The organism is Komarekiella delphini-convector SJRDD-AB1 (assembly GCF_014831675.1).
Lineage (GTDB): Bacteria > Cyanobacteriota > Cyanobacteriia > Cyanobacteriales > Nostocaceae > Komarekiella.
Genome location: NZ_VJXY01000042.1, coordinates 57,206 through 70,411, shown reverse-complemented (window position 1 = coordinate 70,411; position 13,206 = coordinate 57,206). Strand labels below are relative to the sequence as shown.

12 protein-coding genes are annotated in these 13,206 nt (G+C 41.2%); 5 read left to right on the top strand and 7 right to left on the bottom strand.

What is annotated here, in order from left to right:
• Positions 1–287 precede the first annotated feature (287 nt).
• From FNW02_RS27905 to FNW02_RS27875, 7 genes are all read right to left on the bottom strand, one after another.
• The gene (locus tag FNW02_RS27905; protein WP_191760725.1) at positions 288–986 is read right to left on the bottom strand and encodes an urease accessory protein UreF; all 699 of its coding nucleotides are present in this window, start codon (positions 984–986) and stop codon (positions 288–290) included.
• Complete coding sequence (locus FNW02_RS27900) at positions 983–1,513, bottom strand: urease accessory protein UreE (protein WP_191760724.1); 531 nt, start codon at positions 1,511–1,513, stop codon at positions 983–985. The genes FNW02_RS27905 and FNW02_RS27900 overlap by 4 nt, the downstream gene beginning before the upstream one ends.
• Before the next feature lie 2 nt (positions 1,514–1,515).
• Positions 1,516–2,418, bottom strand: coding sequence for an urease accessory protein UreD (locus FNW02_RS27895; RefSeq protein WP_348535454.1), 903 nt, complete (start codon positions 2,416–2,418; stop codon positions 1,516–1,518).
• Complete coding sequence (ureG, locus tag FNW02_RS27890) at positions 2,419–3,051, bottom strand: urease accessory protein UreG (protein ID WP_191760723.1); 633 nt, start codon at positions 3,049–3,051, stop codon at positions 2,419–2,421.
• 248 nt (positions 3,052–3,299) lie between these two features.
• Positions 3,300–3,668 carry an urease subunit beta gene (gene ureB, locus FNW02_RS27885; RefSeq protein WP_191760722.1) on the bottom strand — a complete coding sequence of 123 codons (369 nt, stop codon included), beginning with the start codon at positions 3,666–3,668 and terminating at the stop codon, positions 3,300–3,302.
• A 29-nt stretch (positions 3,669–3,697) separates the two neighbouring features.
• A complete protein-coding gene (ureA, locus tag FNW02_RS27880; RefSeq protein WP_191760721.1) occupies positions 3,698–4,027 on the bottom strand; it encodes an urease subunit gamma in 330 nt (109 codons plus the stop codon).
• A gap of 516 nt (positions 4,028–4,543) precedes the next feature.
• Complete coding sequence (locus FNW02_RS27875; protein WP_191760730.1) at positions 4,544–4,948, bottom strand: hypothetical protein; 405 nt, start codon at positions 4,946–4,948, stop codon at positions 4,544–4,546.
• A 189-nt stretch (positions 4,949–5,137) separates the two neighbouring features.
• Between FNW02_RS27875 and ppsA the strand changes: the two genes are divergently transcribed.
• The 5 genes from ppsA (at position 5,138) to FNW02_RS27850 (ending at position 13,042) form a co-directional block, all read left to right on the top strand.
• Complete coding sequence (gene ppsA / locus FNW02_RS27870) at positions 5,138–7,675, top strand: phosphoenolpyruvate synthase (protein ID WP_191760720.1); 2,538 nt, start codon at positions 5,138–5,140, stop codon at positions 7,673–7,675.
• A gap of 140 nt (positions 7,676–7,815) precedes the next feature.
• Positions 7,816–8,415 carry a GNAT family N-acetyltransferase gene (locus FNW02_RS27865; protein ID WP_191760719.1) on the top strand — a complete coding sequence of 200 codons (600 nt, stop codon included), beginning with the start codon at positions 7,816–7,818 and terminating at the stop codon, positions 8,413–8,415.
• A 79-nt stretch (positions 8,416–8,494) separates the two neighbouring features.
• The gene (locus FNW02_RS27860) at positions 8,495–10,030 is read left to right on the top strand and encodes a dolichyl-phosphate-mannose--protein mannosyltransferase (RefSeq protein ID WP_191760718.1); all 1,536 of its coding nucleotides are present in this window, start codon (positions 8,495–8,497) and stop codon (positions 10,028–10,030) included.
• A 314-nt stretch (positions 10,031–10,344) separates the two neighbouring features.
• A complete protein-coding gene (locus FNW02_RS27855; protein ID WP_191760717.1) occupies positions 10,345–12,651 on the top strand; it encodes a sensor histidine kinase in 2,307 nt (768 codons plus the stop codon).
• Positions 12,596–13,042: a response regulator gene (locus FNW02_RS27850; RefSeq protein ID WP_191760716.1), complete on the top strand. Its 447-nt coding sequence runs from the start codon at positions 12,596–12,598 to the stop codon at positions 13,040–13,042. The genes FNW02_RS27855 and FNW02_RS27850 overlap by 56 nt, the downstream gene beginning before the upstream one ends.
• Positions 13,043–13,206 lie beyond the last annotated feature (164 nt).

Genomic DNA, 13,206 nt, shown 5'->3' with positions numbered 1-13,206 from the left:
GATAGCGCAGCGTAAAGCCTTCTCTTCTCCTATCGGAGACACTTCGTGAACGAGAGGCTTCGCCTTAAGCGAAGCCATGCCGCAGGCTTTACGGCATGGCTTCTCTTCGAGAGGCTTCGCCAACGCTGAGAGCGAGTCTTGTCTGCGACACGCTGCGCGAACGAGCGTCGGCAACCTCCGCCTTGGGGTGGCTCCCCATGAGCGACTAGCGTGGGCTAGGGGGGATCTAGGTTTCAGGATTCAGTGCGTAAGTTCTAACTATATGCATCTGTTTTATTTCCCGTTGCCTAACTAGCAAATAACCTGTGAGCCAATTTTTGATGTTGCATTTGAGCAATATCGATCGCAGGGGTACAAGACCACATTTGATCTAAGCTTAAAGATGCAGCTATTTGGTAAGCCGCTTCGATATCGGGTGCTAGCTGGAGCAAAACTTGTTGTGCTTGTAGGTGTCCCAAAACGCTCAAGCGAATAGCAGCCCCCAATAAACCTGTAATGAAGCTATGCAAAAAAGCTAGTACTGTATCCTGTTCACTCAAAAGAGCTACTCTACCAACTACGGCAAAGACAACTGGATGTAAGCAGTGAATTTCCCCTTTAGCCGCATCTAGATTAAGGGTTGTTAGTTGAGAGTCTTGCCAAGTCGTACTCGCAACCATTAACAAGGCGCGTCCGCTTTTGCGTGCTGTTTCGCGAGTTTTTTCGATTAAGGTTTGCGCGAATAGTTGAGCATCTGCGTGTCGCACAGCTGCTAAATCAGCGATCGCACTTCCTCGATAAGCATGAATTAAGGCTACAATGTCCGTCGGCCCTATCTTATTACGCAATAGTAACCGCAGAAAAGTTTGCAAGTCTTGTGCTGAGCGCAGTTGTCCTTCTTGCACCAAAGCTTCTAATCCGTGCGATAAGGTAAAAGAACCAGAAGGGAAAAAAGAATCAGATAACTGCATTAGGGCAAGTTTTTGAGCAACAGGAGATTCACTCATGAGTGATGATGGTGGTGGGTGTGTTCTTTAAGTGATCGCCATTCGTAATCAATCTCTAAGCCAGGAATAGAAAAATTGCGGATGGTTGCTTCTATAACTTCTGTATCTATTACTAACTCCACGTAGATTTTGCCATCTTCGATGATAATTGGCCAGTGGTGATTGCCCAAAACATGACCTAAATGAACTAGATTAATATCGCGATCGCGTAGCCTTTTTAAGGAAGAATCGTTTATTAACTCGGTAAAACTCAGTACCATCACCTTTTGCTCTTGCAAGTGAATTAGCAGTAACTTACCGTTTTGAGTTTCAAAAATATCTCCTTCTCGCAGTAACCAATCCCGATTTTTAACAATCCCGACATCAACACCAGAAGTAGCACGAGAGTGAATTCGTCCTTTGCGGCTATCTGCTTGACTCAGATAAACTTCTAAGCAATGCTCTTTAAAGCCAGCTTTTTCTAGCCGTTCAGATAAGCTAGCATTTTCTGTGATATTGCCGAGGTAACTTTCTGCCAGTTCAATCATTGCTAAATCCAAGGGAAAACAGGTTGATGGCTTAAATTGCGGACGCAGTTTAAAGCGTATTGCAGATAGTTTTTCAGTCCGTGAGTACCAGTTGCGATCGCTCTAATTAAAAGACCTTTATTCTGAGGTAAAATCGAGCTTGCGACTATAACGCCAGGGCAATTGGCAGTTGCTAAATTTTCTAAATTTGTACTCAATAACTGAAGGTTTGTCTGAGGTAAAATAACGATTATATTGCCGAGAATAGGAGCAGAAGCAAAAAGTTCGCAGTTTTTGAAAGCATTGTGTTTTCCTTCCAAGCGCATGGCATCGGTAAACCATAACTCTCCTTCAGAAGAAGTTATTTGTAGGCGACTAGAGTAGTAGTTAAAATCGTAAAACTCTCCTCTAGCAAGTCTCCCAGGCACAATAATTTCACTCAAAAACAGTTTTCCTTGTTGATGACATTTAATATGGGTCGTTTGCTCCAAAGTTGCATCTTTGAAAAGAATCAGTGGTTCGGGGATAAACTCTAAGGTTGCGGCTTCGCCGATTTCAATTTCATAGTTAGCAGTTGCTTTTGAAGTTGCGATCGGCATAGGATGAACTTTTGTCGCAGACTGATCGCTAAGGCGAAGATGAGTATTAGCGGCAAGTTGCAAAGAGATATTTAGCTGATCATTTGCTAGTAACCCTGGAGAAGAACTAGTGATATAGAGGTAAATGTGATCAGGATTGGCAAGATCAGAACGGAAGGTTCGAGAGATACCCAAAGGATAAGCAGTATACTGATGGCTAACAATCGTACGACCGTTGCGAACTGACAAGTCAGCGCTTGCGCGATCGCACTCTAGCCTTAACTCTAAGTTTTTTGTTTGTTTGAGGATTTCCAACGTCGGCAAGCGATTCCTATTAACTACTAACACTCAGCTTTTTATTACAGAAGGACTGCGAAATAAAACAGTCTCCATAATAAAATTAACCACCTCATCTAATCCTTTTCCCGTTTTGCAATTAGTATAAGCTATGGGTTTACCTTGCCGATATAAAGGAGCTTGTTGACGGATTAAATCTAAATCAGCACCGACATAAGGAGCAATATCAATTTTATTGATTACTACTAAATTAGCTTGTGTAAAACCAGGGCCTTTTTTACGAGGAATATCATCACCCGCACCCACATCAATTACAAAAATATAGGAATCTACTAAATCGTAGCTAAATGTGGAAGCTAAATTGTCGCCTCCACTTTCAATGAAGATAATATCTAGTTGCGGATAAAGCAACTCAAAATCTTTCACCGCCAGGAGATTCATTGATGGATCTTCCCGAATCGCAGTATGAGGACAGCTACCCGTTTCCACGCCGATGATGCGTTCAGGAGGCAGAAAACCTCGACCTTTGAGGCGGTCTGCATCTTCAGTGGTCAGCAAATCATTGGTGACTACTGCTACTTCAATACCCCTGTCCATCAAAATAGGAATAATACACTCTAATAAAGCTGTTTTTCCACTACCTACAGGGCCTCCAATTCCTAATCTCGCTGCCGATTTTGACATCGTTAATCTCCTTATCTTAAGTCTTAGCCAAGATAATTTGTAATGCGTAACTTTAAAGCAGAGAAACTCAATTGACTGATAGAGATAATAAAACTTTTTTCTGCTCTTGAAACAACTATCCTATCTACGGCACATTACGCGAATAGCTAGGGAATAACTAATTACGAATTACAACGTAGCTTGCTTCTCACGCCTTGGCGAGTATTACGAATTCGAATTACGAATTACAAATTACGAATTACGAATTATTATAATGCCCCATTAATTTGTCCATCAAAACCATAAATTTCCCGTTTACCAGCAAAGGGAACTAACTCAACTTCTTTGGCATCTTCATCTATTGGCTCAAATCTGACAGCTGTCCCGGCTGCAATATTTAAACGCATTCCTTTAGTTTTATCATTAGGGCTAAATCGCTCAAATGGCACAACTATTCTTTCTTTATCCTGATAAATAACTTCAGCAAATTCCAGTGCAGAGTTAACTTCATAAAAGTGAAAATGAGAACCAACTTGGATCGGGCGATCGCCTTTATTCACGACCGACAGGATGATAATATCTCGCCCTGCGTTGATTTCGATTTCTCCGGGTTGGGTAATAATTTCTCCAGGAATCATAATAATACTCCCAATTTAAAAATTTAAAATTATAATTTTGTCAGAGGAACAATAGATTTCCGAATTGGCTCATGAACTGTGACTAATTTTGTGCCATCAGGAAAGGTAGCTTCTATTTGCACTTCATGAATCATTTCTGGAATCCCTTCCATAACATCCTCTTTACCGAGTAAAGTTGTTCCATAACTCATTAATTCTTCTACGGTTTTTCCTTCCCTTGCGCCTTCTAATATGGCCGCAGATATATAGGCTACTGCTTCTGGGTAATTTAGTTTTAGCCCTTTTTCTCTCCGCCTCTCTGCTACTAAAGCAGCGGTAAAAATCAGTAGTTTGTCTTTTTCTTGCGGTGATAGTTGCATAACGGTTTTCTTTTTGTACTTAAGGTTTACATTATCAAACTATAAGTTCGTTTAACTGAGATTTTGCACTAGTTCCACCAACCACCTGAAAATGAATTCTCCAGCTAATAGCTAAAGTCTTCTAAAGCAGACTGACAAAGGGTTTTAGTTCGATACGCTTGGGTTAAGAATAATTGTAACGACTGTCTTGAAAGTCAAGCGATCATTGCGTTAAATCTTGGGAGAACCACAAGCAGGGGGTTAATTGTATACAAACCAGCATCATAAATACTTGATCTCAAATCCAATAGAGATCTCCAAAATGAATGTAGAGACGTAGCACTGCTACGTCTCTACAAGGGTTCTGGATAACGTATATTTAATTTCTGGAGATGTCTAATATCTAAATTTTTTTGTTATGGTGATCCCAATGGAATTGTTAAAAACTTACAAGATGTCAATCAAATGACTAGTCGATTATTTTGTATATTAAACTACAGATGCACACTGGTAATTTAGCTATGTGCATCTGTTTTATTACTTATGAGGTTGAGCGATACGCGCTTCAATATCTTCCAATGTTTGTAACAATAGACGAGTTGCTTGTAATTGCCAACCCCATTTCTGAATTCTGTAAGCCGATACAGTCCCAACTACAGCTGCTAATAAGCCTATGGGTTGATTTAAAGAAATTCCCAGTAATAAACCTAATCCAGCAATTCCCCAAAATGGTAAAGCTACAGCTTGTCTTTGTTCTTCAACAATTTGGGTAATTATATTAGATTTTATAGTAGCTAATAGTGCCTTTTTGACTTGCCGCTGTTCTGTTGCCGACATCGATAAACCTATTTTACGGCGTAGTTTTTCAATTTTCCGGGCATCAGTACTGTACTCAGTTAGTTCATCTTCTGCCATTTTCAGCAATCGTTTGAGTTGCTCCATTGTGTATTGCATCCGGTATTTTGATATAGCCATTATCTCGAATAATTGTTAATGTTTCTTGACTAGAGCTTTGGATTTCATCACGCAATTTAAAAATTACACGACTGGTTCAAAATTCTAAAATTGAATAGGAGAAAAATAATTAGGAATTAGGCACTGACAGATTAGGTATAAACTTAAAAGGTAATTATGGAAACAGTATCTAAAAGCACTTTATCTTCGTCTGCTAAAGAGCGATCGCTTATCCTCTGGTTTGATGAAGTTGGCATCAGTGATATACCCTTAGTTGGTGGTAAGAACGCATCGCTGGGGGAAATGATTCAACAGCTATCACCCAAAGGTATTGACGTTCCTACAGGATTTGCAACCACAGCTTATGCTTATCGTTATTTCATCAAATCAGCAGGGTTAGAAGCAAAGCTACGCAAACTCTTTGCTGACTTGGATGTTGAGGATGTCAAAAATCTCCGAGAACGGGGAAAAAAAGCGCGATCGCTATTGATACACACACCTTTTCCTGTAGAATTGCGAGAGGCGATCGCTACAGCATACCAAGTCTTAAGTGAGCGATACAATGCAGAGACAGACGTGGCAGTTCGTTCTAGCGCCACCGCTGAAGACCTTCCTGATGCTAGTTTTGCCGGACAGCAAGAAAGTTACCTGAATGTTGTTGGTACTGAAGGAGTTTTAGCAGCTTGTCACAAATGCTTTGCTTCCCTATTTACTGATCGCGCTATCTCTTATCGCCACACCAAGGGATTTGATCACTTTAGCATTGCACTTGCCGTTGGCGTACAAAAAATGGTGCGCTCTGACTTAGCAACCTCTGGGGTAATGTTCTCAATTGATACAGAAACAGGCTTTAAAGATGCTGCACTAATTACCGCAGCCTACGGTTTAGGAGAAAATGTTGTCCAAGGAGCCGTTAACCCAGATGAATACTATGTTTTTAAACCAACTTTAAAAGCAGGTTTTCGCCCAATTATTAATAAAAAATTGGGCAGCAAAGAACTCAAAATGATCTATGATGACGGCTCGAAATTTACCAAGAATGTATCTGTATCAACCGCAGATAGAGGTAAATTTGCCATCACTGACGAAGAGATTTTACAACTAGCACGCTGGGCATCTTTAATTGAAGATCACTATTCCCAAGTCCACGGTATTTACACCCCGATGGATATCGAGTGGGCAAAAGATGGCATTACTAATCAACTTTTTGTTGTTCAAGCTCGTCCCGAAACCGTCCAGTCGCAGAAGACGGGGAACGTGTTGCGGAGTTATCGCTTGCTAGGGAAAGTAGGGAAAGTAGGGGGAGTAGAGGAGAAAACAGAGAATTCTTCCCCTGCGCCCCTGCGCCCCTCTGCTCCTCTACCTCTTGTCACGGGGCGTGCTATTGGAGAAGCAATTAGTCAAGGAAAAGTACACCTGATTTTAGACGTGCATAGAATCGACCAATTCCAAGCTGGGGAAGTGTTGGTGACAGAAAGAACCGACCCCGACTGGGAACCGATTATGAAACGCGCTAGTGCAATTATTACGAACTCTGGCGGACGCACCTGTCACGCGGCGATTATTGCGCGAGAATTAGGTGTACCTGCGATCGTGGGATGCGGCAATGCTACAGATATTTTGAAAACTGGTCAAGAGGTAACAATTTCTTGTGCTGAAGGGGAAGAAGGTCAAGTTTATCCAGGCTTATTGCCTTTTGAAGTTCAAGAAGTTCCTTTAGAAGATTTACCTCGCACCCGCACCCAAATTTTAATGAATGTAGGTAATCCTCAAGAAGCATTAAGTTTATCTGCGATTCCCAACGATGGCGTGGGATTAGCACGAACAGAATTTATCATCGCCAACCAAATTCAAATTCATCCAATGGCGTTGATTCACTATGACTTATTAAAAGATGAATTTGTCAAAGCCAAAATTGCTGACATCACCGCACTTTACGACGAAAAACCGCAGTATTTTGTAGATAAATTAGCCCAAGGCATAGGTAGAATTGCAGCGGCATTTTATCCCAAACCAGTAATTGTGAGAATGTCAGATTTCAAAAGTAATGAATATGCCAATCTGTTAGGTGGTCAACAGTTTGAACCCCATGAAGAAAACCCCATGCTAGGCTGGCGAGGCGCAGCACGTTACTATGATCAAGGTTACAGAGAAGCTTTTGCTTTGGAGTGTCATGCCATCAAGCGGGTGCGAGAAGATATGGGTTTGACAAATGTCATCCCAATGATTCCCTTCTGTCGTACTCCTGATGAGGGACGTTTGGTGTTAGCAGAAATGGCAAAAAATGATCTCAAGCAAGGCGTTAACGACTTGCAAGTTTATGTAATGTGCGAATTGCCTAATAATGTAATTATGGCTGAAGAGTTTGCTGATGTATTTGATGGCTTCTCCATTGGTTCCAATGACTTAACTCAGTTAACACTGGGTATAGACAGAGATTCGGCATTAGTGGCGCGATTGTTTGATGAGCGCAGTCCAGGTGTGAAGCGAATGGTAAAAATGGCTATAGAAACTGCCAAAAAACGTAACCGTAAAATTGGCATTTGTGGACAAGCACCCAGCGATTACCCAGAATTTGCCCAGTTTTTGGTTGAACAAGGAATTGACTCGATTAGTCTCAATCCAGATTCGGTTTTAAAGACGATGCTGGAAGTGGCAAAAGTTGAGAGATTACCATTTAAATCGCCGGAAGCCGACGCTTCAAATTCTCGCTGAAGCGCGGATAGCTATGGTTTAGCCTGTGCAGTTATCGTAGCGGGGCGTAGCCTGTGTTGAGTAAAAAATTGTAAAATCAGCAGGAGTGAGAGGTTGCAACTTTGTGGTAGCGATCGCTCTTAATTTAGTTAAAGGTGAAGATGACACCGCTTTTTGAAACCGAACGCTTGATTATTCGCACTTGGATACCCGAAAGCGATGCTGAGCAAGCGTTTGAAATTTATAATGATCCGGAAGTGACATACTTTCTTGGTAATGGTGCTCGCGTTCCCACTATTGAGTTGCAGCATCAGCGCTTACTTGAAAACATTGAGCGATCGCGCCGACGCAACAATGGTACTGGATCTTGGGCAATTGTAGATAAACAAACTACAACAATTGTTGGAACTATTCTGCTCAAAGAATTACCAGACAAAGATTGCTTACCCACTCATAATTATGAGGTAGGCTGGCACTTACGGCGAGCTTCTTGGGGTAAAGGATATGCAACAGAAGCAGGGCAAGGTATGCTCAAATACGGATTTAGTATCCTGAACTTGCCAGTAATTTATGCAGTTGTAAAGCCAGAAAATCATGCCTCAATCCGTGTAACCCAAAGACTGAACATGAAACCAATGGGACGAACCAAGAATTATTACGGTATTGAACTGCTTCTATTTCAACTACATGCACCTGAAAAAAAGAGTGCAGAGCAGGGGGGCAGGGGGGCAGGGGAGCAGGGGGGCAGAGGGAGAGAATAATTAATGACAAATGACAAAGCGCAAAGTCTGAGCTAAGGCTTCCTTAGATCAGAACTTTGTAAGAGAGGACAGATGACAAATGACAAAAAAGTGGTTCCAAATTGGGATAGTAGGTATATTTCTCCTCTCACTTGCCTTACGGTTTTGGGGATTGGAGCGATTTAACACCCTGGTATTTGATGAAGTTTACTTTGCCAAATTTGGCAATAATTATCTCACCCACACACCATTTTTTAATGCTCATCCGCCGCTGAGTCAATATCTCATTGGTATCGGGATTTGGATTGGTAGTCATATTCCTTTTTGGCACGATACAGTCAATGGACTAACAGGTTCATTGCGATCGCCTTGGAGTTATCGTTGGTTCAATGCCATCACTGGCTCATTTATTCCTTTAGTTATTGCCTTTATTGCCTATCAGTTAAGTCATCGCCGTAGCTTTGCTTTATTGGCGGGTTTATTCACGGCTTGTGATGGTTTATTTCTGGTTGAGTCTCGCTATGCCCTAAGTAATATTTATATTGTTATCTTTGGTTTGCTAGGGCAGTGGTTTTTATTATTGGCATTAGATAATCAAAATCAGCGCCGTTCTTTTTGGTTAGTTCTTTCTGGCATTAGTTTCGGTGCATCAATCGCCACTAAATGGAATGGTTTATGGTTTTTATTTGGTGCTTATCTCATTTGGTTAGTAGCTTGGTTCATTCGGGGAATGTATTCTTTTCCCTCTCCTAAAATCCTTTTTTCATCTTCTTCATCACCACTAATGCTAATCGGACAAGGAAGATTCTTTTGCAGCGAGTGGTTTCGGAAATTGAATGAAGAACCTCAACAAGTTGTAGTTCAGACGCCACTGCAAAATCTAACTCAACTAAATGTTTTTCAAATGTCGTTTTATCTGGGGATTATTCCAGCTTTAATCTACAGTATCATCTGGATTCCCCATCTTCAGCTAGATAAAAATTACGGATTTATCGCAGTACATCAGCAAATTTTGAAGTTTCATCTTCAAATGGGTGGCAATAGTCCTAAAGTTCATCCTTATTGTGCTGCGTGGTATCAGTGGCCTTTGATGACTCGACCAATGGCATATTATTATCAAACAGCTGAGAGTATCAAAGAGCCATTACCTGTAATGGGGCCTCCGTTACCTTCTGGCACTGGGAAAATAATTTATGATGTCCATGCAATGGGCAATCCTTTTTTGTGGTGGTTTGGTGTTGCTGCCATTTTGTTTTTAGTAGGGATGCTGGTGTCGCAAATTGTGAGTTACTGGGTGAAGCAAAAGCGTTTTTCTGTGCCTGCAACTCTTAGCGCTGATACTTGGATTGCCCTATATTTAGTCATAAATTATGCCGCGAACTTATTACCTTGGGTGAAGGTAACGAGGTGCGTTTTTATTTACCATTATATGTGTGCTGTGGTGTTTATATTTTTAGCGATCGCCTGGTTTGTAGATCAGTGTCTTCGCAGTTATTATCGAACACTCCGGGTGTTCGGTGTCACTGTTACCTTTATTATTCTGGCTGCGTTTATTTTCTGGATGCCTATTTACTTAGGTTTACCCCTCTCCCCTGAAGGTTATAAACTACGGATGTTGTTTAACTCTTGGATTTAACTAGAAAATGATAAAGTATCAAGGATAATGATAAAAATTTTACATCTATTCGTCTTTTACCTTTAGTTAATATAGCTACACATATTATGAGCTTGTTAATCACATACTTTTTACATATCTTATCGCTATGTAACCTTAAGTGGCTGTTAAGCTGTTAAAGCACAAGCAAATACTGCAAAGCATGACTTAAGGGATAGAAAATTAGATACTAAGTAAAAATGATGAATGAGGAATTATGGTTTCCAGCACTCATCATTTTTAGTTATTATAGATACTCTAATTTTGATGCTCCCAGACAACAAAGGAGGATCGTCATGGAAACAGGCTTACAATTACCAGGTATTAATTTAATTAGCTTAAAAGAGGCATCAATTCATCTTTCTAGTCAAATTCAGCCTCATGGTGTCCTATTAGTATTAGAAGAACCTGAGCTAAAAATATTACAAGTTAGCAGTAATACATTAAAAATTTTCGGAATTGCTCCCGAAAATTTATTGCAAAAAAAATTAGAAGATTTACTTGATCCATTCCAAATAGAGAGAATCCAAACAGGGTTATCACAGGCAAATCTTGACTTTATCAATCCGACTAAAATTTGGGTGAGAAAAAAAGGTGATGAATACACAGTATTTGATGCAGTATTTCACCGGAATCCACAAGGGTTTTTAATTCTGGAATTAGAACCTGCAATTACCCAAGAAAATATTCCATTTTTAAGCTTTTATCATCTGGCTAGAGCTTCTATTAACCAACTGGAAAAAACAGCGAATCTCCGTGACTTTTGTCAAGTAATCGTGCAAGAAGTCCGAAAAATCACGGAATTCGACAGGGTGATGCTATATAAATTCGATGATGATGGACATGGCTCTGTTGTCGCCGAAGAAAAACTAGAAAGTCTTGAACCTTACTTAGGATTACATTACCCAGAGTCAGATATTCCCAAACCAGCGAGAAAATTATTCGCTTCTAATTCGATTAGAATCATACCGGATTCTTATTCTCAGCCAGTAAAAGTTTTTCCTAGTAATCATCCAGTTAGCGATCGCCCCATTGATTTAACCAACTCTATTCTCAGAAGTGCTGCTCCTTGTCATATGGAGTACTTACATAATATGGGTGTTGGTGCTTCGTTAACTATCTCTTTGATTAAAGACGAAAAACTCTGGGGGCTTATTGCTTGTCATCATCAGTCACCCAAGTATGTGTCCTACGAATTGCGTAAAGCCTGCGAATTTTTAGGGCGAGTAATATTTGCAGAAATCTCAGCCAGAGAAGAAACAGAAGACTACTACCATCGCATCAATCTGACACATATTCAGTCAATCTTGATTGAATATATGTCCCAAGAAGAAAACTTTATTGATGGTTTAGTTAAAAACCCGCAGCATCTCCTAGATTTAACTAGCGCTCAAGGAGCAGCAGTATGTTTTGGAGGAAATTGTACAGTAGTTGGTGAAACTCCTAAAGAAGAAGAACTGAATTTTTTAGTCCAATGGCTAAAGAAGAATGTTGAGGAAGAAGTATTTTATACAGATTCGCTGCCACACATTTATCCAGACGCCGAAAGTTTTAAAAACGTCGCCAGCGGTTTGTTAGCTATTCCCATTTCTAAGCGAAATTATGTTTTGTGGTTTCGACCGGAAGTAATTCAAACTGTAAATTGGGGTGGCGATCCTAATAAAGCATTTGAAGTTAACCAGTCAGACGGAAATGTCCGGCTATGTCCACGGAAATCATTTGAATTGTGGAAAGAAACCGTTCGTTTAACGTCTTTACCTTGGAAATATGTAGAAGTCAAAGCAGCATTGGAATTACGCAAAGCAATCGTCAATATTGTCCTGCGTCAAGCCGATGAACTTGCTCAGTTAGCTCAGGATTTAGAACGTTCCAACGCAGATCTGAAAAAGTTTGCCTACGTCGCCTCCCATGACTTGCAAGAACCACTCAATCAAGTTGTAAATTACGTGCAACTGTTGGAGATGCGCTATCGCGAAGAACTCGATGAAGATGCTCAAGAGTTTATCAGCTACGCCGTCGAAGGAGTTAGCTTGATGCAAACGTTGATTGATGATGTGCTGGCATACTCTAAAGTAGATATGCAGGCGATCGCATTTCAAATGACTGAGGTCGAGACAGCTTTAGATCGAGCCTTGGGCAATTTGCGTCAACGCATTCATGAAACTGGCGCTACTATCACCCACGACCCCTTACCAACAGTGATGGCTGACAGTACGCAACTGATGCAGCTATTTCAGAACCTCATCGGTAACGCCATTAAATTCCACAGTGACGAGTCGCCGCAAATCCACATCGGAGCAGAGAGACTAGAGGATGCATGGTTATTCTCCGTGCGGGATAATGGTATTGGCATTGACCCACAGTTTAGCGATCGCATTTTCGTCATCTTTCAACGCCTGCACACACGGGATGAATATTCCGGTACAGGTATGGGTCTAGCTATCTGTAAGAAAATTATCGAATGCCACCGGGGGCGGATCTGGGTAGAATCGCAACTGGGTGAAGGCGCAACCTTCTACTTTACAATTCCAGTTGGGGGACGCGAGCTTGAGCGTAGAAACGGAAGAAAAACACAAAACCATCTTTTTGGTCGAGGACAATAAAGCCGATGTCCGCTTAATCCAAGAAGCACTGAAAAATAGCTCAGTGTCTTACAAAGTGGTGACTGTCAGGGATGGCATAGACGCTATGGCTTATTTACGCCAAGAAGGTGAATACGCCGATGCACCACGCCCTGACCTCATCCTACTGGATTTGAACTTGCCCAAGAAGGACGGGCGAGAGGTACTTGCGGAAATCAAAGCCGACCCAGTACTAAAACGCATTCCAGTAGTAGTGCTAACAACCTCAAAAAACGAGGATGACATTTTTCACAGCTATAATTTGCATGTGAATTGCTACATTACTAAGTCTCGTAACCTCAACCAACTATTCCAAATTGTCAAGAGTATTGAAGATTTTTGGCTCTGTACTGTAACGCTGCCATCGGAGTGAGAGCAGAGGTCAGGGGAGCACAGGAGCAGGGGGAAAACATATACTGACTCAGCACGGGCTAAACCATAGCTATCCGCTAACAGTACTCCTCACTCAGCACTCACTACTCAACACTCACTACTCAGCACTTTCAAGATAGAGGGGCAATAGGGGGTGAAACCCGA